Origin of the sequence: Prochlorococcus sp. MIT 1342, assembly GCF_047304495.1 — a bacterium.
GTDB lineage: Bacteria > Cyanobacteriota > Cyanobacteriia > PCC-6307 > Cyanobiaceae > Prochlorococcus > Prochlorococcus marinus_D.
In genome coordinates, this window is record NZ_CP138957.1 from 988,872 (window position 1) to 1,012,851 (window position 23,980).

General features: G+C 48.1%; 20 protein-coding genes. 4 read left to right on the forward strand and 16 right to left on the reverse strand.

All coding sequences use genetic code 11. The annotated features are described in order from the left end of the window. Positions 1 to 63 precede the first annotated feature (63 nt). The 15 genes from mfd to recJ all read right to left on the reverse strand — a co-directional run bounded on the left by mfd (position 64) and on the right by recJ (position 19,708). Complete coding sequence (gene mfd, locus SIB79_RS05250) at positions 64 to 3,645, reverse strand: transcription-repair coupling factor (protein WP_063404021.1); 3,582 nt, start codon at positions 3,643 to 3,645, stop codon at positions 64 to 66. Positions 3,646 to 3,791: 146 nt separating this feature from the next. After that, positions 3,792 to 5,102 carry an aromatic ring-hydroxylating dioxygenase subunit alpha gene (locus SIB79_RS05255; RefSeq protein WP_063404020.1) on the reverse strand — a complete coding sequence of 437 codons (1,311 nt, stop codon included), beginning with the start codon at positions 5,100 to 5,102 and terminating at the stop codon, positions 3,792 to 3,794. 892 nt (positions 5,103 to 5,994) lie between these two features. Then, complete coding sequence (locus tag SIB79_RS05260; protein WP_063404019.1) at positions 5,995 to 6,726, reverse strand: hypothetical protein; 732 nt, start codon at positions 6,724 to 6,726, stop codon at positions 5,995 to 5,997. 203 nt (positions 6,727 to 6,929) lie between these two features. After that, entirely contained in the window at positions 6,930 to 7,964 is a 1,035-nt protein-coding gene (gene fmt / locus SIB79_RS05265; RefSeq protein WP_063404018.1) for a methionyl-tRNA formyltransferase, read from the reverse strand. Further along, a complete protein-coding gene (locus SIB79_RS05270) occupies positions 7,961 to 9,349 on the reverse strand; it encodes a TldD/PmbA family protein (RefSeq protein WP_063404017.1) in 1,389 nt (462 codons plus the stop codon). The genes fmt and SIB79_RS05270 overlap by 4 nt, the downstream gene beginning before the upstream one ends. After that, positions 9,349 to 10,761, reverse strand: coding sequence for a TldD/PmbA family protein (locus tag SIB79_RS05275; protein ID WP_063404134.1), 1,413 nt, complete (start codon positions 10,759 to 10,761; stop codon positions 9,349 to 9,351). Before SIB79_RS05275 ends, SIB79_RS05270 begins: the two co-directional genes overlap by 1 nt. Positions 10,762 to 10,962: 201 nt before the next feature. Then, positions 10,963 to 11,478 (reverse strand): DUF2996 domain-containing protein, encoded by a 516-nt coding sequence (locus SIB79_RS05280; protein WP_063404016.1) that lies wholly within the window; start codon positions 11,476 to 11,478, stop codon positions 10,963 to 10,965. A 78-nt stretch (positions 11,479 to 11,556) separates the two neighbouring features. Beyond that, positions 11,557 to 12,090: a hypothetical protein gene (locus SIB79_RS05285; protein ID WP_074161347.1), complete on the reverse strand. Its 534-nt coding sequence runs from the start codon at positions 12,088 to 12,090 to the stop codon at positions 11,557 to 11,559. Beyond that, positions 12,087 to 12,695: a flavin prenyltransferase UbiX gene (locus tag SIB79_RS05290; RefSeq protein ID WP_063404014.1), complete on the reverse strand. Its 609-nt coding sequence runs from the start codon at positions 12,693 to 12,695 to the stop codon at positions 12,087 to 12,089. The genes SIB79_RS05285 and SIB79_RS05290 overlap by 4 nt, the downstream gene beginning before the upstream one ends. Before the next feature lie 3 nt (positions 12,696 to 12,698). After that, complete coding sequence (locus SIB79_RS05295; protein ID WP_063404013.1) at positions 12,699 to 15,089, reverse strand: RNB domain-containing ribonuclease; 2,391 nt, start codon at positions 15,087 to 15,089, stop codon at positions 12,699 to 12,701. Between the two features lie 118 nt (positions 15,090 to 15,207). Then, positions 15,208 to 15,516, reverse strand: coding sequence for a TMEM165/GDT1 family protein (locus SIB79_RS05300; RefSeq protein ID WP_063395925.1), 309 nt, complete (start codon positions 15,514 to 15,516; stop codon positions 15,208 to 15,210). Positions 15,517 to 15,524: 8 nt separating this feature from the next. After that, positions 15,525 to 15,824 (reverse strand): TMEM165/GDT1 family protein, encoded by a 300-nt coding sequence (locus SIB79_RS05305; protein WP_011130142.1) that lies wholly within the window; start codon positions 15,822 to 15,824, stop codon positions 15,525 to 15,527. A 52-nt stretch (positions 15,825 to 15,876) separates the two neighbouring features. Continuing rightward, positions 15,877 to 16,251 (reverse strand): YkgJ family cysteine cluster protein, encoded by a 375-nt coding sequence (locus tag SIB79_RS05310; RefSeq protein ID WP_063404012.1) that lies wholly within the window; start codon positions 16,249 to 16,251, stop codon positions 15,877 to 15,879. Between the two features lie 194 nt (positions 16,252 to 16,445). Continuing rightward, positions 16,446 to 17,813, reverse strand: a complete 1,368-nt coding sequence (locus SIB79_RS05315; protein WP_063404011.1) for a chloride channel protein — start codon at positions 17,811 to 17,813, stop codon at positions 16,446 to 16,448. Then, positions 17,810 to 19,708 carry a single-stranded-DNA-specific exonuclease RecJ gene (gene recJ, locus SIB79_RS05320; protein WP_063404010.1) on the reverse strand — a complete coding sequence of 633 codons (1,899 nt, stop codon included), beginning with the start codon at positions 19,706 to 19,708 and terminating at the stop codon, positions 17,810 to 17,812. The genes SIB79_RS05315 and recJ overlap by 4 nt, the downstream gene beginning before the upstream one ends. Positions 19,709 to 19,777: 69 nt before the next feature. On the opposite strand from recJ, the gene SIB79_RS05325 reads away from it, so the two are divergent. From SIB79_RS05325 to SIB79_RS05335, 3 genes are read left to right on the forward strand one after another with little or no spacing between them, the layout of a single operon-like run. Further along, complete coding sequence (locus SIB79_RS05325; protein ID WP_063404009.1) at positions 19,778 to 20,536, forward strand: HAD-IA family hydrolase; 759 nt, start codon at positions 19,778 to 19,780, stop codon at positions 20,534 to 20,536. After that, complete coding sequence (locus SIB79_RS05330; RefSeq protein WP_063404008.1) at positions 20,533 to 20,868, forward strand: DUF565 domain-containing protein; 336 nt, start codon at positions 20,533 to 20,535, stop codon at positions 20,866 to 20,868. Before SIB79_RS05325 ends, SIB79_RS05330 begins: the two co-directional genes overlap by 4 nt. Continuing rightward, the gene (locus tag SIB79_RS05335; protein ID WP_413681159.1) at positions 20,858 to 21,889 is read left to right on the forward strand and encodes a kinase; all 1,032 of its coding nucleotides are present in this window, start codon (positions 20,858 to 20,860) and stop codon (positions 21,887 to 21,889) included. The genes SIB79_RS05330 and SIB79_RS05335 overlap by 11 nt, the downstream gene beginning before the upstream one ends. Here SIB79_RS05335 and rpmF read toward each other — a convergent pair. Continuing rightward, positions 21,853 to 22,029, reverse strand: a complete 177-nt coding sequence (rpmF, locus tag SIB79_RS05340; protein WP_011130135.1) for a 50S ribosomal protein L32 — start codon at positions 22,027 to 22,029, stop codon at positions 21,853 to 21,855. The genes SIB79_RS05335 and rpmF overlap by 37 nt on opposite strands. Positions 22,030 to 22,115: 86 nt before the next feature. On the opposite strand from rpmF, the gene ftsH reads away from it, so the two are divergent. After that, positions 22,116 to 23,975 (forward strand): ATP-dependent zinc metalloprotease FtsH, encoded by a 1,860-nt coding sequence (gene ftsH / locus SIB79_RS05345; RefSeq protein WP_063404006.1) that lies wholly within the window; start codon positions 22,116 to 22,118, stop codon positions 23,973 to 23,975. The last annotated feature ends 5 nt before the right edge of the window (positions 23,976 to 23,980 follow it).

Genomic DNA, 23,980 nt, shown 5'->3' on the forward strand with positions numbered 1-23,980 from the left:
CTCAAATGTAACGAAGAATTGCGCTTTTGTAAAGACTTCTTAATATAGTTGCGCTGGAAGGGCTTAGGGGGTAATGACGGCCTCGTCTCGCTCTATGGCTTGCTGCTTTTGCTGAATTGCAGTTAATCCATCCTCGCAAGGAATCTGTGTGGCCATGAGACGCAACCACTCCATCAGTTGTTCAAGCTGTTTTTCCATAGGCAAGACGCTTAGACCTCGTGCCAGCACCTTGGCTTTATTTCCACTTCCAGTCTGGTAAATCAGTCGGCCATGCAGGTGTTGCGGTAAACCTTGCCTAAGTAGCCGGAAGGCGGGCTCCTCCATCGGCGTTTCCATCGCAATATTTGGCTTTTCTGGCTTAATTCTCGAGATCCCGCAGCGACGAGCTAAGAGTTTGAGCTCCATGAGTTGAAGAAGTGATTGCACAGGACCAGGAATGGCTCCGTATCGGTCTGTCCAGCTAGCTGCCAACTCAATCAGTGATTCATGAGAAGCACAATTTGCGGCAGCTCGGTAGGCAGCGATCTTTTCGTCACCATCAACAATCCATTCCGCTGGCACGAAAGCTGTTACCGGCAGATCGATTTGAGTGTCATCTACAGATGGAATGCCCTGTCCTTGGATTTCAGCAAGTGATTCCTGCAACATTTCCATGTAAAGATCGAAACCAATGGTTTCCATTTGGCCGCTTTGTTCAACGCCGAGAAGGTTTCCCACACCACGGATTTCCATGTCTCGCATCGCTAGTTGATAGCCACTTCCTAGCTGTGCAAATTCCTGGATTGCTCTTAGGCGTTGTCTAGCGGTATCACTGAGGGATGCGTCACCCGGATAGAACAACCATGCATGAGCCTGAACACCGCTTCTACCCACACGTCCACGTAGTTGGTAGAGCTGTGCTAGTCCAAATTTATGAGCATCCTCAATGAGAATAGTGTTCACACGTGGGATATCGAGTCCACTTTCAACGATCGTGGTGCATAGCATCAAGTCGGCCTCCCCTGCATTAAAGGCGACCATCGAGCTCTCAAGTTCGCCTTCTGCCATCTGACCATGGGCTACCAACAACTTCAAATCGGGCAGCATCTGTTGAAGTTGACGAGCTACATCTTCAATACCCTCAACACGAGGAACGACATAGAACACCTGTCCGCCTCGATCAAGTTCCTGGCGGATAGAACTACGAACTGCTTCTTCATCAAAAGCGGCTAGGTGGGTTTTGATAGGCCGGCGCAATGGTGGAGGGGTTGTGATCAGACTCATTTCCCTTACCCCTGAAAGGCTCATGTATAAGGTTCGCGGAATTGGTGTGGCTGAAAGGGTCAAAACATCTACATCCTTACGAAGAGCTTTGATCTTTTCCTTTTGATTGACTCCAAAACGCTGTTCCTCATCAACAACCAACAACCCTAGTTTCTGGAATGTTGTGTTTTTACTGAGTAGCTGGTGGGTACCGACAACTGCATCGATTGTCCCTTCTTTGAGGCCATTAAGTATTGATTTTCGTTCTGAGCTTGTTCTGAATCGGTTCAGTAAGGCGACCTTGATTGGGTAGGGAGCGAAGCGGTCTGAAAGTGTTCTCCAGTGTTGTTGGGCTAGCACTGTTGTGGGCGCAAGCATGGCTATCTGGCGTCCAGACGTAATTGCTTTGAAGATCGCTCGTATTGCTACTTCTGTTTTTCCGAAACCAACATCTCCGCACACAAGCCGATCCATAGGTTGTGCTGCTTCCATATCGCGTTTTACATCAACGACTGCCTTGACCTGATCAGGTGTTGGTTCATAGGGAAAAGATTCTTCGAGTTCAATCTGCCATGGTCCATCTGGTGGGAAGGCATATCCAGGGGACTGGAGTCGCTCTGCATAGAGCTTGACCAGATCCATCGCAACTTTGCGAACTAACTTTTGGGTGCGCTCTTTAACTTTTTGCCACGCTGTTCCTCCCATGCGATTAAGTTTTGGTGGCGATTCACTTGTTGATCGATACCGACCGAGGCTGCCGAGCTGATCGGCGGCCACGCTGAGTGTTCCATCCAAATACTCGATAACCAAATAGTCACGGACCTCACCACTGATGGCTAGTTTTTCTAATTTCAGAAAACGACCGATGCCGTGATTGCGATGCACGACGAAGTCTCCAGAGCACATTTTATTGGGGTCAACCGTACGACTCGCCGCCCGCCGTCGTCGTCGAACATAACCGGTAGAGCCAAGGGTTTTTTGACCAAAAAATTCACGGTCAGTCATCAAAACAACACGCCAGGCTGGCAAGATCAGCCCCTCTAAATCCACAGAACCGGTTGTCTTTAAAGCTACTGGGGTGTTTTGCTCGAGCAAACGTTCAATGGCTGGGTGATCTTTAGCGTTTGGGACGAAGCGTGTGATACAGTCATGCTCCTCAAGAAGAGCCACAGCCCGGCTTGGTTGTGCTGATAAAAGCCAAACGGGATGATGTTCTTTCTGATAATTTTTGATTTGCCCTCCTAATCTGCCGAACTGGTTTGGGTTGGCTGGAATTGGTCGACTGGCAAGATCAAAACTATTTGCATAACCATCGTCTTCATGGAGTTCGGCAAGATCAATGCCAGCAAAGCGATCTGTGGTTGCATAGCTTTCTTTGATGCTGCGATGAAGCAATGGAGGCCAATACTTTTTTTGTTCATCAGTCGACAATCCCATTGATTGACCCACATCAATGTGATGTTCTTCTGCATGTTCAAGCCATAGTTTTCCATGTGCAGAGCCATGACGCTTCTCATCTATTGCGATAAAGGAGTTGGCAGGAATGTAGTCAAGTAGCGAGGCAGGTTTGTTCCATGCAATACCCATTAACCTTCTTATACCATCTGGTGTAGAACCTTCTAATAGTTGATCTAAAGTCTCCTCACTAACAAGACGGTCAAGCCCATCGGGCATGGACTCTCGTAGTTGATGAGCAATTAATGGACTAAACCCTGAAGGGGTTAGGCAAAGCTCATTAACTTCATCCAGGGAACGTTGACTGACTGGGTCGAATTCTTTTAATTTGTCAAGTTCATCGCCGAATAACTCGAGGCGAACTGGTAATTCACTGCTTACTGGAAAAATATCAACGATGTCACCACGACGACTCCAGGTAGCTTCCTGATCAACTGTTGTAACTCGATCATATCCAAGTTTGCTAAGAGTATTGGCTAAGCTTTCCAGGTCTATATGCTCTCCACGACAGAGTATTTCACACTGTGATGCGAGTGCATCAACAGGAGGTAGATGTGGCTGCAAAGCTCTTTCTGTGGCCACAATGGCTCGATCCCAACTTCGGGATGATTCTCCAAGAAGTTCACTTAGAACCTGCAATTGCCCCCATACGATTTCTGTTGTGGGGTCAAATGGCTCATAAGGTGATCCTTCACTTGTTGGGTAGAGATGATTATGCGACCAACCCATCATTGCAAGCAGCGAAGACCAGCGATTGGCCTCTTCTAGTGTCGGTACGATCACAACCAGTGGACGGTTCTGCTTACGAGCTATTGCACTTGCAATCAATGCGCGCCCGACTCGCCCGGCTCCCCGCATCAGTAAGCGGTCGTTTCGATTACTTCTATCCACCAACTCACCAGTGAGAGTAGACTTCTGAAGCTGACGAACTAATGAGCTCAGAGGCATGGTTGCTAAATAATCATCAAAATTGACAAGTTATAAATATAGCTTGTGAGGCCCAAGTGAAGTGTTTTGTTCAATTGTTAGGCAAGGCCTAATTCTTGAACAGAACTCATATCAATAAAAATCAAAATCTCTAGGAAATTAGATCTTTATTCTTGAGTTCCAACCATGGGCATTGAAACATTGCCAGACTTTATTTGTTGAACTAAGTCTGGCGCAAAAATTAACGCGAGTATGATCAGTATTATAGAGAATAGTCGTACGGCTACTTTGCGATCGATTATACGTTTAATATCATGAGATAACTGTGGGTTTGCAGGAGGGTATAGCATCAACATGTCTTGATGAATTGTATTTGTATGTGCGGTTGTGGGGTGTATATCCCATGGGTGTTCTTTTTCAAGTGAGTGTTGATGCCAATCCCAAAAAAGATTAATCATCTTGTCTTCTGCTAAAAGTTTGGCTTGGCCTTGGTTCAAGTATCCCATTTGCTCATTAAACGTTTGAGTTTGTAAGACGAGATAATCTTCCGAGAAAATATTATAAAACACTTTTTGTTGCCTTTGTTTAAAGAGGAGTAATTTGCACAGAAGCTTATTCCTAAGAAACTTTCTATAATGACGAACAATGATTCGTGCTCTATTATGTGACAAGGGGATATGATCTAAAACTTGTACATATCTTGCCTGCTCAGTTGCTCCCTTGAAAATAATCACACGGCCAGGAGGGATGAAGATTTGAGAAATGAATTCATCCTTGTTATTTTCTTTCTCATGGTAGACACTTCGAAGATGATATTGGTCCTTATTAATTGACTGGTTGAAGCTTTTAATTGTTTTTCTGTTGACATCATTTCCTGGCAATGTATTGCCATGTAGCCAAAAGATATGCAGGATGTCTAAATGATTTTCTATGATGCGAGACCAATCGCATTTAAAGTCTATAAATACTTCTTCATATTCGTAATCATTCAAGTCAAAGCCATATGCCTCTGGAAGACTATTCTCTAGGTTAGATTTTATCTGAAAATCATTTGGGCTAGGCTGTGCTTCTCCTGTATAATAAATATATATATAGTCACCTTGTTCTACACAGGGATATTGCCTGAGGTGTAAATTTTTCGCGAAGTTATCATAATGAGAGTCAATAATATGGTTGCATGTTATTCTGTCTGATCCATCCTGATTGCAGGATGTCGTATAGCGAGCTCCATGATAAGGACAAACAATTTCACCGTTTTGATTTTCTCCTCCACGAAAAGATGCCGATCGATGCGGGCATGAATCTTTGATACATCTCGGCTTATTATTCTTGTCTCTGTATATCACTAATGGCTCATTAAACATGGAAAGATGATATAATTCATTTTCTTTTAATAACTTACTGGCACAGACGGAATACCAACCCAGTAGGCCTACTGAAGGACGTATGGCTTTCTCGATTGGAGACTCAACTGTCAACTTGGTCTTTTTTTATTAATTCGATTTTATCGTGCAGGCAACTGGTTTGTAAATTCTGCAGTTATGGCGTAATAATATTGATATTCTGGTGAGCTTCTCATTGGCCTCTTGGATGCGACGTTAAGACTGATAAACCCTTGCGCTGCAGGCGATCACACCGGTGACCCCTGGGCCTCACCCCCCCCCCTGACAGGACCTTCGTAGCACTTAGCTCACCGCTTTCTGGTAGATCTTTCCTGCCTTGACGGCACGGGTTGCGGCATCTTCGTATTTTGACAACTCAGTTGATTATTCAGGCTAAAATTATTTAACGCTAACAATTTATGCAATATACCAACGCAAACTAATCAGCGAAAAGACTAGCAGTATCTCTTCCTGGATTTCAATTGGCAGTTTAACTCTTATGTTGTCCTCCTAATTAAGCTGCCACTTATGACAACAACTTATTGTGGATCTTTTGACAGCTTAAGAGTTTTAGATTCATAATATCGTGCAAGATGCTACTCCCTGAGGCCTGATTCCGTGCCATTGATTCATTCCGATGCAACAGGATAGTTCGGTCTAATTGTTGCCGCATGCTCAACAGCCTTAATTTATAGGCATCCAATCCTCCTTTCAGGCTTCCAATTCTGATTATCTATCAAGCTCATGTTGACCTAGAGTATTGATACCTCTTGAATTTATCTTATGGGCCTTTAGCGTTTGTGTATATTAATTCCGAACAAACTTAAAAGCCATTCTTAATTGGTCTACATTGATGCCACTCTTTAGCTTTTATACAGCCTTTGGCGATATATTTACTATTTGCTGACTCAATGATCGCTATCCTTAGGTTTTTTGTTTGTCACCACATAAACATATACGAATCATGCAGACAATATATTTATGTTGATTATTGCCTATTTGATATCAGCTCTGCTTCTAGAAGCATGTTGAAACTCAGCAATTGTTGATCATTTAATTGTTGTCGACTTCTCGCTTTTAGTTGCTCTTGTAGGTATCTTCTGCCTTGCTCTGGTGTCCATCTAAGTTTCTCGAGCAACTGATCACATTGGCTCAGAAGATCTGTTCGGCGTAATGGTTGGCTAGCCTCATTAGGGTCTTCTCCAGGCTCTAATCCTTTTAGTTGATTCAGAAAGGAAGTTAAATCACTGTAGCGAGTGATGCGATGACGACTTGAGTGACCAAAGCACTTCTGCAGGTAAAGCATCTCCTGTTCTCTATCCCATCCGATTCTTTGTAGCTCATGATCTATTGCTGCCAATTCATCACTCCAGTCTTCGGGATCTGTTAGAGCCTCTCCTTGTTGCTCTGATGTTGATAATTGTTCTATATTATTTGGTTGATGATTCTGCTCATCTTTTTTGAATGGCACGCTGATTAATCTTTTATTAGTGCTTGAATCTGAATCAGTTTCTTGAGTCTCAACTAAATCACTATCATTGAGATGGCTTGTCTTGTTGGCTAGTCGTTGGATCAGTCTTTCTATGGCTCGGTCTTCTGCAGACTCAGCCGTCGGTCCCTCTCCTAAGGCACTTCCCAGAGGCTCACCACCTTTCCAACCCGAAACGTGCACAATGCAACGATTTGGGTCTGTGTGGCACAACTTTACCTGGATCTGCATCACCAATGGCTAAAGCCAGTCTTTCTGGGCATTATTGATCACACCAACTCATAACTGCGCTGTTTGTGATTTCTCTATTCCTTTCGCCTTTTGACATTGGTCTTCTAAGCATGCTCCTGTCAGGATTGGTCAAGTCTGGTTTGAACCTATGACAATTTTTGAAACACGCTAAAGGAGGACATCTGGCAACGATAACCCTTGTGTTAGATGTTGAACCCCACCCCAAGACCCTGGCCAACAGTCGCTTGCAATTGTTGTATTAACACCTCTCCAAGCGCCTTGCTTTTGCCTTCCAATTGGCCTTGTCGAATGAGTAAAGGGCACGTTTTTGTACTTACGACTAGGCCCAGATCGGATTCGCAAGCCAGGATCTTTCCCGGTTCATGTTCTCCATCTTGCCAGCGTCCAATCAGTGGCCTTACTTCTTCAGAAAGCTTGGATTTCAATTCCTCATCAAGTGGCTCAGTGGCTTGTACTTTCAGCCTTTTGTTATTCCAGCTGCTGAATGCGTTTGGATAAAGGCCCATAACCCTGCGATGCAAATCCATTGCAGTTTGATTCCAATCAAGAATGTGGTCGTTTTTTGAGAGCATTCGGGCATATGTCGGGTCACCTTCAATCTCTTCCTGTTTGATGACTTCCAATTGTTTCCAACGTTCCGATTCGACACCAGGGCCTGCTGCTGCAATCCTTGGCATTGATTCTAAAAACAATTTTGCTGTTATAGAGCTCAAACGATTAGACAGCTGATTCGCATTTTCGAGTAAGCCGATAGCAACCCTTTCCTGGACTAAAACAGGGCCTGTATCAAGCCCCTCTTCCATTGCCATGATTCCAACGCCTGTCACGGTGTCACCACTTAGCAAACTCCATTGAATCGGTCCTGCTCCTCGCCAGCGGGGTAGCAGTGAAGCGTGACCGTTCCAGCAACCGAGAGGAGGTTGATTGAGAACTGTTGAAGGAAGAAGCTGCCCAAAGGCGACTACAACAGAAATATCAGCCTTTAGTGATTTTAATTCTGCTTGAATGTCGCCCTCATCCCTAATCCGTTCAGGGGTGAATACACGCAACCCCTGATCCATTGCTCGTTGTTTGACGGGTGAGGCCATTTGCTGATTACCGCGCCCCCGCCGACGATCAGGCTGACTCACCACGCCAACAATTTCAAAGCCTGAGACTTTTAAGGCATCCAGAGTTGGCACTGCATAGCTGGGGGTACCCCAGAACAGCACCCTCATGCTTCACCAGTAATTGATAAGCCTTCGACCCACACATGAGGAGATACCCCACCTGGTGTGATCACCTGTTCAGCTTCCATATTCACAATGCTATTCAACAGCGTACGGATGTCTCCAGCAACTGTCGCTGCTTCGATCGACACCCTTTCCCCTTTGATAACCAACCAACCATTAAATGGCAGAGAGAATGAACCCTGACTTGCTTTAACCCCAGCATGTAGAGCATTTAACCCTTCGATTAACACGAAGGTTTCTTTGCTCCTGCTGTGTTGCAGATGAGTATTTGCACTGTTTTGACCTTCAGTGTTGCTCACTTCAAACCAATCGGGTCCCACTGATACCTTTGCTCCCAGTCCGGCATGGCCAGTTGGTGGTACACCAAATGCCCTTGCGGTAGCTTCCGAGTGCAGAAAACTCTCAAGTCTTCCACCGTTGATTAAGCAAAGTTTTTGAGTAGGTGTGCCTTCACCATCGAAACTAGAGGCCCCTACATGTGCAGGATGTAGGCCATTATCATGAAGGGAGAAGAATGGAACGGCGATATTTTTGCCGATTGTTTCTCGTTGGCTGAGGCTGACGCCATCGAGCACTGCTCTGGCATTGAACATGCTGCTGAAGGCACCGATCAAGTCTAGGAAAGCCTCTGGTGTAAAGCAGACGAGATAACACCCAGTGTCGATCGGCTGATAGTCAAGATGACTGATTGTTCGTTCCGCTGCTTCATCAATACATCCATCAATATCCAGATCGTGACTACCTAGAGCAAGGCGAATTGCACCACCACTGCGTGGTTTACGTCCACTTTCTTCTGCGCGGGCAAAAAGGTAAAGGCTGGCTTGACTACGCTTCATTTGACGAAGCGCACCATCGCTATTGAGATAAACTCGTTCGTAGGTTGCTTCTCCTAGACCGTTGTAAGGAATGCTCTGTATAGCAGGATGTCGACTAAGAAGATCAGCTTCGGCCTCTTTAAGAACCTCAAGCATTCGTTGAATTCCCTGTGCTGGTCTTAGAGGTCGCTCTAGCTTTGGTAACGGAGATTTAGCGAGTGTTGAGAAGGCAGGAACGTCATCGGCGTTGCCAAAGTCACTTGCCTGACGAGCACCAATAAGCGCTTTCTCTATTCCTTTTTCTGAAAGATCTGACGTGCTTGTGATTCCTACAAGCCCTTTGTTGTTCCATACACGTACTGTGATTGAGCTGCGTTGCGCACCCTTCATTTGCTTGGCTTCGCCACGATCAATTTGAACAGAACTATCTGTGCTGCATGCTGCTCCTAAATCCCATTGGTGGATACTCTCGCGGCTAGCAAGTTGACTGAGTTTATCCCGTAGAGAATGAGTGTCGAGTTCGATTACATTTGCTGCTTTTATTTCGGACATCATCAACGCCCTCCCACAGTGATTGAATCGACTTTGATATGAGGCTGCCCTACGGTGACAAAAATGTTACCGCTTATTGACCCGCAGAAACCTGCTGCCAGCTCAAGATCCTTGGCACACATCGAAATCCGTGGCATCACATCCTTTGCTTCGCCAATCAGAGTGGCTCCTTTTACAGGTTTGCCGAGCTTGCCTTTCTCGATCAGATAGCCCTCTTCTACAGCAAAATTAAATTGACCTGTGGGTCCAACGCTGCCTCCACCCATTGATTTGCAGTAAAGGCCTCGGTCGATCGAGGCGATGAGTTGTTCCGGTGAGTGCTGGCCGGCGGCGATATAAGTGTTGCGCATGCGGCTAGCTGCAGCGAATGTGTGGGACTGACGTCGGCCGCTGCCTGTGCGCTGGTGACCGGTACGGAGCTCACCGGCTCTATCGCTGATGAATTGCTTGAGCACACCGTTTTCAATTAATACCGTTCGCTGACTTTCCATGCCTTCGTCATCCATGCTCAGGGAACCAAAGGCCCCATCAGTAATCCCCTCATCGATTGCCGTTACAGCTTCATGGGCGATCGATTGGTTCAACTTGTCGCTGAAAGGTGTTGTACCGCGCTCGATCTGAGTGGTCTCGAGCAAATGCCCACATGCTTCGTGAAAAATCACACCACCAAAGCGGTTGGCGAGTACTGCTGGCATTTGACCGGCGTCTACGTAATCGGCATAAAGCATCGTGCCTGCGCTCTCGCAAACTTCCTTGGCGCTCGTTTCGGCATCCCACTTGCGAAGGTCGTCTGGACGTCCCGATGTGCCATAACGGCGACCAATGCTTGAGCGGTGCTCGCCATCTGTAGCAAGGACATTAAGCCCTATGGACTGATGCAAACGGATGTCGCGTCCAAAGGTGCCATCACTTGCAGCCACGAGAACCTCCTGCCAGTCGCGGGCATAACTGCCTCGCCGCACCTGCAGATGGGTTCCATATTGATCAAGCAATTGAGTTCCATTTAGAAGGCGATCACTTGCTTCATATAGCTCTGGGCATTGGTTGAGCCAGTGGGCCTTATCGATGGCGAAATCACGAAGGTTCGGCAGACCATTAAATGATGAGCGACCAGCCTCATTAACCTCAAGCCCAAGCATGCTGAGAGCTTGCTCTAAGGCATGCTTCAGGCCTGCATCTGAAAGATCATTGGTGCTGACAAAGCCATCTTGTTTGCCCAGGAACACCCTGATCCCAGCACCCCTGCCGAAGGATGGAGTGACACTTGTAACGGTGTCTTGTTCAGCAAGGACGCTGAGATGATCAATTTGCTCCAGGTAGACCTCAACCAGATCAGCACCGGCAGTTCGACCACGCGCTAGTAGTAATTCCAGTTGTGGTTGCCAGTGGCTATTCAAGGCTTCTGCCTTATGCATCAGGCTTTGATCTGGGGTGTAGGTCGAGACCAACCATTTCTCCTGCAGCTTGCGTTGATTATGGAGAGAATTTGCGCAGATATGTAGATGGACAGCACAGATCCAGGCGAACCGCAAAAAAAATGCTTATTTCGTTCTCTGCATCGTGGCTTTGGAAACGGCGAAAATACGTTTATAAGCCTGAACAGGCTAATAAGTCTCTCAGTTTGCAGTCAACCATTTCTGACCATTGAGCCGCTGCAACAGACGTGAGCGCAATAAAGTCAATGTCATCTTTTTTTCATCAATTAGGAATGGCTCTATGAGACTTGGTTCTGTTCCAGTCTCAGCTAGAGAAATAGTCTTTTTAGAAGCGATTGAATCACTTGCAAAGCAAAGCCAAAAGCGACGACCGAGGGGGATCTCACCACAGACCATCCAGCAAGGATCACCGACAACTGGTCGATCTCCCTGAATCAGCTCAAGAGTTGATGGTGGCATACCTCTTTCAGTAAGTGCCTGTTTTATGTTTGGAAGAAAGTGATCACGAATAAAGGTCTCAAAAGGTTTGTCTTCTACCTTTGCAGCTGGAGGTTTGGCGGTTACAGGCTTTGCTCCCTCCTGTTGATCTTCAGTGGGGTTGGTTTTCACTGGATTTTCTAGAGTTGGTTTTTGTTCAGCTGGCTTTTGAGCATCAGCATTAGGATTTACTCGGTTGTCGTTGCCGTTGTCGTTCACTGGATCAGTACAGACGAATAAACTTTAAACAGCTTGGCGACGAACTCAACGATCCGTTGAGTTCGATGCGCTATTGGTTTACCAGTCCTCACTGAGAGAATCTCCCCAAGAATCATTTTCTGTTGATGAATATCTATGTGGAACGTTGCTCTCGACAGGTGGACGCTGGGGCGATTTCTCAACATGCGTTTGCCGCCTTACTGATGATCTTCGTACGACTCGGAATGGCACAGCCACCGTGGGAGATGGATCTCTTAAATCCCGTTCTGGGTTCTCATCATGCTTTGGTCTTGATTGGGATGGTTCATCGTTAGCTGCCTGCCAGTTTCGTTGCCACGGGGTGCTGGTATTGGGCGAAGCCTCTCTTACACCTTGATGGAAATGATCATGTAATGGGTCTCTGCTTAGTGGTAAGGAGAGACTTGTGGTTAGGGCGAAAATTGCCCCTGCGCTGCTGCCAAGGACCATCCACCCACCTAGTGTCCAGGTTGGAGATCGCCAATTCAATATCCGTAGGTTGACAGGTTGGTTGAGATTGAAACCTGCTACTACAACCACCGCCAGTAGAGGACTCAGGCAAGGCAAAAGTAAGTACTTTTGCAGTCTTGTCATTGTGAAGGACCATTCCAGCGGTTAATGGGGGCGAGCCTTTCATCAAAGAGGTCGAACAATCTCACAACAAGAAAATCAACCATCTCTTCAATTGTGTTTGGTTTTGTATACCAGGCAGGAATTGGTGGCGCAATTTTGGCTCCTGCTTCTGCAAGTGATGTGAGGTTGCGAAGGTGAATGATGCTCCAGGGCATGTCCCTTGGCGCAATCACCAGAGGCCGCCCCTCTTTGAGGTGAACGTCTGCACAACGCTCGATTAGATCGATTGATACACCAGCATTAATTCGACCAATTGTGCCCATACTGCAGGGCACAATTGCCATCCCGCGGGTGCGGAAACTACCGCTTGCGATGCTGGCAGATTGATCATTCCAGCGATGGCATGTCAGATTGCCATTTTTTACTTGTAGATGATCGCGCCAGAATTTCTCCTGATCAGAAGGATCCACTGGAACTTCAATTCCTCTTTCGGCTTTCCACACCTGTAGAGCCCCGTGGCTGAAAATCAAATGGACGTCACGGTTGTTTTCAAGCAAGAGATGCAGCGATCTTTCAGCTAGAGGTTGAGCTGAAGCTCCAGAAACGGCAAGGACATAGGGATCCACAAATTATGCCTCACTTGAGCTGACTAGTTGTTCATTATTCTTGGTGATTTTGCCTTTGACCTCACTTTTTGTTGTTGTTGCTTGATTGGTTAGATCAGAATCAACATTCATATTTGCTTCAACAGTTATTGCTGATCCATTAACTTCGAGGTCAATTTGGTTCCTTAAGGCGTCAACTTTGACAACCTTCACGTTTACTTGATCACCAAGTTGATAGATCTTGCGATTCTTGCGACCCACCAATCGGTTTTGACGTGAGCGATATTCGTACCAGTCGTCATTTAAAGAGCTGACGTGGACAAGGCCCTCTGCCATAGAAGGTGGAATTTCCACAAAGAACCCATAACTCTGCACTCCGCTTATCACCCCCTGATGCTCTTCCCCAACAAGGGGTTCCACGATACGTGCCTGAACCATAGCGATCAGGTCTTGTCGAAGCTCTTCAGCTTGACGGCGCAGTGTGTTGAGGCGATGCACGAGGCTTTTACTGCAGATTTCTTCTAGGTTCTTTGCTTGGCTTGTGCTGAATAGTGGCCATTTGATTTGTTGCCAGCATTCACGGGACCCCAGAACCACTTTTTCCTTTTGTCGGACATTTGGACGATCTTTACCGTTACTTAAAAGTGACACTATGATCTCTTGATTAACAAGATCGGTGTAATGGATAGTTGGACAGCACCAAGGTGATTGTAGGTTCGAATCCTTTGTCTTTGTGTCTTCATGGTCGGATTCAATGTTTCCATTCTCTTTTTGACTATCATGAATTCCCAGTCTTAACACCGTTTCTGGCAGTGCATGGCGTAGTTGCTGATCCAGCACTCTTCGACAGGCTGTTGTCGAAAATGCTTTTGCAAGCTCTGTGGCAGCAGGTCTACCTTCTTCATCAAGTTCCAAGGAAATATCAAGAGCTAATGCTGATTTAGCAACGTCGTTCAAGGTGTTGTTGTCTGCTTCTGAAGCCTCAATCACCAGGCCAGGGAGTTGCAAGTTCTGGGCATGTTGCGCCCAGGCACGATGAGCAGCTCTAATCATTGGGCTCAAAACTGATTGGGGGTCAGTTTGATCAAGAGGAAGAGCCCATTGATGATGATATGAATCAGGGTCTGCCCAGCGGAGGTCGCCAAGACATTGAAGTTCTGGAACAGCCAGATCAAGCTCTATAGAGCCACTGGCCTGTTCTCCCATTTGCAATGTACGAGCACAAAAGATTAATGTCTCGAGTTGGGCTAAGTGATCCTTAACGGGCTTCAGAGCAGCAGGGACTGTTCTTGCTTTTGGTTTCCTGTTGCTAAGAGCTGTGAGGGTCTTAGGTCCGATTTCGGCTACTGGCTTGATTGAACTAAGGCTGAAATGCCAATTAGTTACCTCACCATCTGCCGAGATGTCGAGAGCAACGCTTACTGCATCGTTGATTTCCCCAACTTTAAATGAACAGGCTTTTGAAAGAATTTGGCCGAGTAGGGGATGCCAAACTTCTCCAAGGCAGAGAGCTTCCGCTCGATCTCTTAGCCAGAGATCCAGGTTGTTCCCAATACTCAGACGTTCTGCTACAGCAGGCGCATGAATCCACAGACGTGTGCCACCTGCATGGGGCTCCACATACACCGCTGGTAGGGGTGGCGCATCAGATACCTGCCAGCTACGCAGTAGCAACGCTGGTTGCGAGCTCAGATCTTGCCGATGTTTAGCCGTTGGGGTCTTTAAGCTGCTGCGAGGTGGACCAGGTCGATCTTGAAGGTTGGCTTTGGTAAGAAGAAGATCACGATCACTTGAGGGGCCTCCATTCAAGGGAAGTGACCGTGCTACATGCCCTTCAGCGGGGAACTGGGCAATGGGATAGCGATCAAGCTTCACCTCCACCACGCTTATCTGCTCCACATCATTCAGATGGGCTTGATCACCATCTGGCAGTTGGATCGTTGCAAGGATGCGGTCATCAAGAGGTATTGCAAGGATATTTTGATCTTTGCGTTCAACATGGCCAAGCAAGCTGGTGGTGCTCCTTTCGAGGATGCATTGCACCCCACCTTCTGGCGATCTTCGACGTCCCCCATCTCTTGTGATGCGGACTAGTACTCGATCTCCGTTCCAGGCATGGTTGAGCTGATGATCGCGAATATAGATATCGTCTCCCCCATCATCTCTTAGGGCAAAGCAAAATCCTTTACTGCTGCAGCGCAAACGAGCTTCAATCAGTGACTCGTCATCACTACGCTTTATTGCACCGGCTTCTTCGTTGTTGACAATGCCGAGCTTCAAGAGAGCCTGAAGGGCTGTTTCAAGACCGTCGCGATCGGCCTTTGTGGTGAGCTTGAGAATTTTTTCGAGTTTTTTGATCTCCAGTCCCCCAGTGGGGGGTAACTGGTCAAGCAGGTCAGCGACCGTGAACTTCATTGAGATAGGAAGGTAGAAGACCAGTCTTCATTACCGGCGGTGCCATCACCAAAGAGGAATCCGAAGACAGCGCAGAGTCAACATTGGCTGTGAGTTAATTCTAGACTTTTAAAAGCATTTATTTCTCAGGGGCTTCCTCCTCTGCAGAAGAAAGACTCAGGTTTGAGAACATAAGGCGTAGGCCAATGATCAGAAAGCCTAACGAAGCCAGCAATTGCAAAAGGTTTTCAGGGATTAAAGCAGCCATCGATCCTCCGGCCATGGCCCCCAACAGGCTTGCAAAGACCAAAGCACTTGCAGAACCAAGAAAAACAGCAAAAGGTCTGTTTGTTGTTCCACTGATGGCTACGGTTGCCAGCTGTGTCTTGTCACCGAGTTCGGCAAGGAACACTGTGATGAATGTCGATAACAGCAGGGTGAAATCCATAGACTTAATTATTGGCTTGCGATTAGCAGAGATTGTGTTGCTTGTAGTCCAAGCCATAACCCCAAGCCCACCATCAGCACCCCGGCCATTTTTTGCAGGCGTTCTGGTGGCAGGATTCCAGCCAGCCAGCGACCCACCAAGACGCCCACCAAACTGGAGGAGATGAGAGCTAGGGCAGCCCCGAGAAACACAACCCATGGTTGGCCTGACTGAGCTGATAGCAATAGGGTTGCCAGCTGGGTTTTATCGCCAAGTTCAGCCAAAAAGACTGTGGTGAATGTCGTTAACAACACCGTTGTGAAACCCATTGCTCCGTTCTCAGGAGCGGGTTTTGCAATTGTGTCCTTAGAAGTTGATGCCTTAACCATCTTTTTGAAGTGGCAGGCGCAGGCTACGTTCAAAGGTTCGTAGCTCTCGGCTTCTACCGCCATAGACAGATCGAATCTGCTGGCGGCAGCAGTGGATTGCAAATGATTCTGATTTGTCCTGCGGCAGATTGAAAAGTGATGCCAGTAAACCAACCCTGCAGAAATCAGGGCGGGAGTTATAGATGCGACAACGACGTCCACCAGTGTCGTAATGCTTGCACCAGCCGTCGGGGTTGACCATCCCGAAATAAATCTGTTGCTGCCTTTCATTCAGTACTGCGATCGCTTCTCCTCGATCAGTGGGATCTAGACGGCAGCAGGCTCCGCAATTTTGTATGCATTGCCACTTCGTCCAGGCATCGCTCATCCTTCATGCTGTGACAAGGCATCACAGAGTCGGTAATCAGTCACACTTTATGTGAGGGCAATCTCGTATTCTCTACCAGTCAAAAGGGATCATCTCTAAGTCGCTATGGACACTGCCATCCGCATTCTCGAGATCTTTGGGCCACTTGGCGCAGTCGCCCTAGCCGGTCCAGCAATTATATTTCTATGCTTCTATCAAAACCGATTAGGTCTTTGAAGTTCGGCAAGAGCGTGATAGACGGGCTTACGTGCCACCAACCGTCCTATGTAGGCGGCCAGCACTGAACAAAGAATCACACCTGTAAAAAGTTGCTGATCGCCAACTAGTCTCCAGGCGAACACAATCGAGACAAGGGGAAGCTGTGTGGCACCAGCCAAACCAGCAGCCATTCCAAGCCCTAGGCCGAGATGAGTGCTTGAACCAACCAATCCACAGAACGTGTAACCGAGGAGACCTCCAAACGCAAGTGAAGGGTCAATAAGGCCTCCAGGTACACCAGGTGAAAGTGCAATCATCGGAGCCAAGACGCGAACCAAGGTGATCCATATAGACGTTATTCCTTGTGAAATAGAACCACCATCAGGGAAATGGTTCGGCATGCCTTCTTGAATCAACAATTGCAGAAGCCCCTCTCCATCACCTGTGCTTGTCCCCCAGCTGCTTAGAGCCAAGGCGCTTAGGCATATTCCAAGCAAAAGCCCAGTGCGGATTGGTCGTTGACGCACCCATGGTTCAAGAAATGAAGAGCACCAGACAAGGCCTCGATTAAAGAATCCCCCCACAAGCCCAGCCAAAATCCCAATTGGAATAGCAATTAAGAGCTGCTCGGATTCTGGAGCCATTACATTGATCATGCCAAGACCGAAGATTGGTTCTCCGCCAACGCTGCTAAACCAAGCCGCGGAGATTCCAATCACAAGAGCAGGCCAAATCAAAGTGAGGGAATATTCAGTTGTGAGTTCCTCAATCATGAATATTGGTGCTAGTAGAGGCGTATTGAAGCCTCCTGCAAGTCCGGCACCGCCACCAATAGCGACAATCTGACGCTCATTCAGTGAAGGGAGCCAACGCTTAAAACGTTTGTGAATTGCACGTGCAACAGCTGCTCCTACATGCACCACTGGCCCTTCCCGTCCAAGAGGGAAAAGGGCAACCGTTGCAATAGTCCAGAGAAGGCCACGTTGAATCGTTCTAGGTGCAGCGAGAGCAGGTGCTAGCTGTGAGTGATCTTCAAGAGCATTCATCGTCTGGGGTATCCCAGAGCCAGCTGCATCTCGCCATGGCCCCCGCTGCAGTAACAAGAGGATTGGCATCACTCCTATCGGCAAAAGTGCCAATATCAGACCAATGGGCCGCCATGCACTTCCTGTTGTTGCTGGTAACTGCTGAAATAGAGACTTTTGAATTCCATCAATCAGGTTGAGTGGCAGGCATGCAAGGCCGATTAGAAGGCCAATAATCAAAAGACATAAAAGATGTTGAAAGAGCTGAATAATCTCAGATTGTTTTCTTCCAATCACTCCTGGGATTAATTGTTCGAGCCGTCGTAGATCAAAACTCATGGGCGAAGTCCCAGACCTATTAATCCCTCTTCGATCAGGTTATGAATGTAAGGATGTCTAGCTCGACTGTCAGTGCATTTAAGCTTTCCATTGCTTGACAAGATGGCTTTTAGAACCTCACCTTTAGGATTAACTAGTACCATTTGACCTTCTTTATCGATAAGGCAGCGATAGGTTTTATCTTTGCGATGAAGGTTGATTTCAGGGCAATATGCCCGTAGGGCGACAACCTCCATCTGCAGGCGGTCCTCCCCTTGCCAGTGGTTCATGTTGATTCGAAATGCTACGTCAATCCGTTCAGGAACTTGGGCTTCGCTTATCCATCGCCACGCAATTGCCCTTCTCTGGCAGTCACCTTGGGCCAAAATTAGTTGCAGGTGACCACCACGCATTCTGTGCTGGTCAACAACAAGACAATTCCGTGCCCAGAACAGTGGAGCTGGGTGACCAATGCCAAAGGGCTCTAGTTGCTGAAGGCTATTCCATAGATCCAAGTTGATCTCATGAAGCTTTAAAAGTGTTTCTGGTGAAATAGAGACCCCACCACCAACAGTTGCATGCCAATTGCTAGCCAGCTTATTTAATGCTTCATGCAGTGCTCCTACTTTTTCAGCTCGAATCGTAAAACCACCTGCTGCTGAATGGCCACCAAAGCGATCAAGATGAACAGCACAGGCCTTGAGAGAATCATTCACAGCGAACCCAGATGGTGCACGTACAGAGGCACGTAGACGTCCGTCTCCCTCACCAGCAAGTAATGCAGTTGGGCGAAAATATCTTTCCATTAGACGAGCTGCCACGATTCCGATCACGCCATGGTGCCAATGATTCTGAGCAAGCATCAAAAATGGTGGAGGTGTTGCACCCTCGGCCTCAACCAGGGCTATAGCTTCTGCCTCAATGGCATTACAGAGATCCTTGCGCTGCCGGTTGAGCTGGTCACATTGACGAGCAAGGGTCATGGCCTCGTCTTCGTTATCGACAGTCAAAAGTTTCACCACGAGCTGCGGATCACCTAGACGCCCTACGGCATTGATCCTTGGGGCTAGCTGGAAACCGATGTCTTCGGCTTTAAGGGGACGTTCTTCTATACCAGCCAGCCGTTGGAGAGCTCTAAGGCCTTTACATCGGGTTCGATGCAGATTGTTCAGACCTTCTCTCAAGAAGGCTCGATTTGCACCAGTGAGCGGTGCCATATCCGCTACTGTTCCAATACAGAATAAATCTCTTGCAGGCCCTATAGCTTCTTTGCAATCCATCGCTTCAGCAAGAGATGAAGCAAGCAGGTATGCCAGACCTACGCCTGCCAGGCATCGGTAGGGTGAGTCTTGAGGTGTTACTGATGGATGAAGCAGGCAGAGCACATTAAGAGGTGAGTCTGGGAGCGTGTGGTGGTCGGTGAGGATCACCTCCATAGAGAGGTTTTCTGCCTGTTGCAGTGCCTCTTGGGCTGTTACACCGTTGTCGACGGTGACAATCAGTCGAATTCCCTGTTCATGAAGCCTTGTCACCATGTCGCGATTGAGACCGTAGCCTTCACTTTTTCGGTTCGGGATCGCAGCTATTGGTTGAGCGCCAAGACACTTCAACGTCACCATTAGCAAGGCTGTGCTGGTCATCCCATCGGCGTCGTAATCGCCACAGATGGCGACTGATTCTGCTATTTGACAGGCTCCCTGCAGACGCACAATGGCCTTCGCTAGATCAGGAAAGTGATCGCAAGGATCTGGTGGTTTGGGTGGTTCCAGGATCGTTGTAGCTGTAGAGGAATCCAGCACGCCTCTGCGAACCAGCACGGCCCTTAGAGGCAAAGGAAGAGGAACTTCTGGCAGAGGGTCAGAGGGGATGGGCCTCGGCAGCTGCCAGCTCCAGGTGGGATGTTCGGATGATGACAATGGTCCTAGGCAACCTTTTGCATTTTTAGCGTTGCTTCAAGCTGTCAGGGAGTTGTATCGCCGCTAGACATGAACAAGCTTTGTTCAGTGTTCTGGGACGTTGATGGCACCCTTGCTGACACAGAAATGGAAGGCCATCGCGTGGCCTTTAATGAAGCGTTTGCCGAGGCGGAACTTGCTTGGTTTTGGGATCGCCACCTCTACGCTGAACTTCTACGAATACCAGGTGGGAGACAACGTGTTGAGACCTATGCTGGGCGCCTGGGAGAAGAGTTCAATGAAGAGTTTTTGGCTCAGTTGCGTAGACGTAAACAACACCACTACATCGAAAGAATACGTTCTGGATACGTCCCTTGGAGACCGGGTGTGCGGCGTCTTCTCACGGAACTCCAACTGAATGGAGTGGAGCAATGGGTGGTAACCACAAGCGGTCGCGACTCTGTAAACGCCTTGCTTGAGGTGAATTTCCCTCATGGTGATTCACCATTCCAGGGATGCATCACCGCTGAGGATGTTTGCCTTGGCAAGCCACATCCAGAGGGCTATCTGCATGCACTTTGCGCCAGTGGTTTCAACAAGAATGAGGTGATAGTGATCGAAGATTCTGCAGCTGGACTTGCTGCCGCTAGAGCTGCAAATCTGCCATGCTTGCTCACCCCATCCCCATGGGATCAGGAGCTGAAATCACAGTTCCACCAAGCCAATGCGGTGTTCGACCATCTTGGTGACAAAGGGTTGCCCTGCAAAGTGCTCGTAGGCCCCCCTTGTGTTCATGAGCTGGTCAAGCTGGAGTACTTACAAAGACTCATCGATATGGCTCCTTCATGAGCCTACAAAACACACGCTTTGCACAATTCCAGCGTCAGCTGTGGGGGCATTTTGCTCAAGTTTGGCTTGGATCATGGCGGCGGCGCAGCATTGCTCTGATCGCTTTGTTGCTTGGTTTTTATCTCGGTAGCAACCTCACTGTCTATTACCTGCAGAAGATTGATATGAGACCGCTTGTTGTCATTGTGATGGTTTTGATCATTGAGCTATTGGTCTTCTTGCGCAGCCGTGTTGAGATTGAGCCTTGGCCGTTGCACTGGTTGGCTTTGGACAACCTGAGGATTGGCGCGGTTTATGCAGTTGTCCTCGAGGCCTTCAAGCTTGGTTCTTGATCATCATCAAAATAAATTTTTAACGCCTTGGTCTGACCCTGCCGACCCCCAGATTCTCTTTCCAATTCAACCTCTTGAACAGTTACTCGTTCAATTGGGTTGGCCTGATCCACAAGCTTGGCTTATCCATTGGCAAAAGCGAGGCGGCATCTCGCTAAAAAGGCCTTTCTGGCATCCATCTACCCGCACCGATTGGATTTGGGGGCTTGGTTTGCCGTTACTCACACTTGTGGAAGGGTGTCTTGGCAAAAGCGATCGATCATTGCTTGGTATAACAGGCCTTCCGGGTTGCGGAAAGACGAGCCTTGGTTGTTGGCTCGAAGCCGCTGCTGGAGAACTTGGTTGGCCGATCAAGGTGATTTCATTGGATGATTTTTATTGGCCATTCCCTGAGCTCGATCGAAGCATGAGCGGTAATCCCTGGAGAGTGCCTAGAGCGCTTCCAGGCAGCCATGATCTCGATTTGTTGGCCAGTGTGCTGGATACATGGCAGTCAACTGGTCACTTAAAAGCACCGATGTTCGACAAAGCGCTCCGCCATGGTCGAGGTGATCGAGATGGCTGGCACCTTTCTGATCCAAAGGTACTTGTCATAGAAGGATGGATCCTTGGTTGCTTGCCTTGCAAATTTGCAGAGGCAGGCCAATTTTCGGATCAGCTCGTACCACCGCTAAACAAGCTTGAGCATGATTATCGCCTTGTTGTCCAAGAGGCGTTGAACGGCTATGTGCCGATATGGGACCGTTTAGATACTCTCTGGCACCTGAAAGCAATCGACCCAAGCTCTACACGAATTTGGAAAGCTAACCAGGAGAGCTTGATGCAACTAAATCGTGGTGTTTGCCTTGATCAAGAATCGTTTGAGGGTTTTGTGCGCATGATCCTTGCCTCTATTCCCTTAACTTGTCTCGATGGGATAGAGGCTGATGTCGTCGCTACCCTTACGCCTGCACGCCAGTTGATGTGGGTCGGTCAGAGGGGATATCAAGACTCATCATCATCAGACTCTTGCATTGGATAAACAAATCCTTGTGCTCGACCACTTAGAACCGATTTACCGATTGATAGAGCGCGTTGAGCCGCTGTGGCGGCTTTAGCTTTCCAGATGGCATGACGTTGATTACGTTTGCCTTTGGAGGTTTTTTTCTTCGGTACAGCCATCTCAGGCAGGAACAGCCAAACGATAATCCTCCCCTTTAGTAAGGCCTTGCGTCAAATAGCTAGGCTCTGGACACCGCAACGTTGCTGTGAGTTCAGGTCCATCGGCACTGCAGGGGTCGCCATCTCTGAAGCGTTCATCTCTGGAAGCAGATCAGTCTCAGCATTCATCTGAAGCTGTATCCTTTGCGCCCTTCAAGCAGAAACCCACAATCAGCTATAGCCAGCTGCTCAATCAGATCAAAGAAAAAAAGGTTAAGTCGTTGGAGTTGATACCAGCTCGGCGAGAAGTCGTGGTGGTTTTCAAGGATGGACACCAGGAGAAGGTGGCGATCTTCGATAATTACCAACAAATCCTACGAGTCGCCGAGGCTGCTGATACCTCTCTGACGGTGAAGGACATTCGTCAGGAACAGGCATTTGCAGGAATGGCCGGCAATCTTGTATTGATCTTGATGGTTGTTGTTGGCTTGACGTTTCTTTTTCGTCGTTCTGCTCAAGTGGCAAACAGAGCAATGGGATTTGGACGTAGTCAACCTCGGTTGAAACCGCAAGAGGATCTACCTATTCGCTTTGATGATGTAGCGGGCATTAAAGAAGCGAAAGAGGAGCTGCAAGAGGTGGTTACTTTCTTGCGGCAACCTGAGAGTTTCATCAAGCTTGGCGCCCTGATCCCAAGGGGTGTTCTTCTAGTGGGTGCTCCTGGAACAGGGAAAACCCTCTTGGCCAAGGCAATTGCTGGTGAGGCAGACGTGCCTTTTTTCTCTATGGCGGCCTCTGAATTTGTGGAATTATTTGTTGGCGTGGGTGCTAGTCGAGTAAGAGACCTATTCCGCAAAGCTAAAGAGAAAGCCCCATGCATCGTGTTTATAGATGAAATTGATGCTGTGGGGAGACAGCGAGGGGCTGGCATCGGTGGTGGAAATGATGAACGAGAACAGACTCTGAATCAGCTTCTGACAGAAATGGATGGGTTTGCAGATAATTCTGGCGTCATTCTTCTTGCAGCTACCAATCGGCCAGATGTGCTTGATGCGGCACTGATGCGGCCTGGACGCTTTGATCGTCGTATTGAAGTTTCCCTTCCTGATCGTCGGGGTCGCAAGGAAATCCTCGCTGTTCATGCTCGAACTCGACCCCTTGCTGAGGAGGTATGTTTGCAGGATTGGGCACGTCGAACGCCTGGTTTCTCAGGGGCTGATCTTGCCAACTTATTGAACGAAGCTGCCATCCTCACAGCAAGGCAGGAGAAAGCATGCATTGGCACTGAACAGCTTGAAGCGGCGCTTGAAAGGATCACGATGGGACTCTCTGCAGCACCTCTGCAAGACAGTGCAAAAAAGAGGTTGATTGCCTATCACGAGATTGGACATGCCTTGGTAGCAGCTTTAACCCCTCATGCCGATCGCATAGATAAGGTCACACTTTTGCCTCGTAGCGGAGGCGTTGGCGGATTTACTCGTTTCTGTCCAGATGAGGAAATCCTTGATTCAGGCCTGGTCACAAAGGGATATCTCTTCGCAAGGCTTGTGGTTGCCCTTGGCGGCCGGGCAGCAGAGTTGGTGGTTTTTGGACTCAATGAAATCACCCAGGGTGCAAGTGGCGACTTGCAGAGCGTTGCGCATCTGGCTCGAGAGATGGTGACGCGGTTCGGCTTTTCGAGCCTTGGGCCTATCGCGTTGGAGACAGAGGGCTCAGAGGTTTTCCTAGGACGTGATTTGATCCATACACGCCCGAGCTACGCTGAATCGACTGGAAAAGTCATAGACGAGCAGATACGAGCTTTAGCGGTTGAAGCCTTAGAGCAGGCAATTAACTTGCTTTCGCCAAGAAGGGAAGTGATGGATCTGTTGGTTGATGCTCTGATTCAGGAGGAAACTCTCCATACTGATCGTTTTCTTCAATTGGCTGGATTGACTGTTGATCAGTCACAGCCAGTGGGCGTGTAACTAGA

What these genes read in the sequence shown, in the direction of transcription:
- mfd (WP_063404021.1), bottom strand. Translation starts at nt 3,645, where the DNA reads ATGCCTCTGAGCTCATTAGTTCGTCAGCTTCAGAAGTCTACTCTCACT.
- SIB79_RS05260 (WP_063404019.1), bottom strand. Translation starts at nt 6,726, where the DNA reads ATGCAGATCCAGGTAAAGTTGTGCCACACAGACCCAAATCGTTGCATT.
- fmt (WP_063404018.1), bottom strand. Translation starts at nt 7,964, where the DNA reads ATGAGGGTGCTGTTCTGGGGTACCCCCAGCTATGCAGTGCCAACTCTG.
- SIB79_RS05270 (WP_063404017.1), bottom strand. Translation starts at nt 9,349, where the DNA reads ATGATGTCCGAAATAAAAGCAGCAAATGTAATCGAACTCGACACTCAT.
- SIB79_RS05275 (WP_063404134.1), bottom strand. Translation starts at nt 10,761, where the DNA reads ATGCATAAGGCAGAAGCCTTGAATAGCCACTGGCAACCACAACTGGAA.
- SIB79_RS05285 (WP_074161347.1), bottom strand. Translation starts at nt 12,090, where the DNA reads ATGACAAGACTGCAAAAGTACTTACTTTTGCCTTGCCTGAGTCCTCTA.
- SIB79_RS05295 (WP_063404013.1), bottom strand. Translation starts at nt 15,089, where the DNA reads ATGAAGTTCACGGTCGCTGACCTGCTTGACCAGTTACCCCCCACTGGG.
- SIB79_RS05300 (WP_063395925.1), bottom strand. Translation starts at nt 15,516, where the DNA reads ATGGATTTCACCCTGCTGTTATCGACATTCATCACAGTGTTCCTTGCC.
- SIB79_RS05305 (WP_011130142.1), bottom strand. Translation starts at nt 15,824, where the DNA reads ATGGGTTTCACAACGGTGTTGTTAACGACATTCACCACAGTCTTTTTG.
- SIB79_RS05310 (WP_063404012.1), bottom strand. Translation starts at nt 16,251, where the DNA reads ATGAGCGATGCCTGGACGAAGTGGCAATGCATACAAAATTGCGGAGCC.
- SIB79_RS05315 (WP_063404011.1), bottom strand. Translation starts at nt 17,813, where the DNA reads ATGAGTTTTGATCTACGACGGCTCGAACAATTAATCCCAGGAGTGATT.
- SIB79_RS05325 (WP_063404009.1), top strand. Translation starts at nt 19,778, where the DNA reads ATGAACAAGCTTTGTTCAGTGTTCTGGGACGTTGATGGCACCCTTGCT.
- SIB79_RS05330 (WP_063404008.1), top strand. Translation starts at nt 20,533, where the DNA reads ATGAGCCTACAAAACACACGCTTTGCACAATTCCAGCGTCAGCTGTGG.
- rpmF (WP_011130135.1), bottom strand. Translation starts at nt 22,029, where the DNA reads ATGGCTGTACCGAAGAAAAAAACCTCCAAAGGCAAACGTAATCAACGT.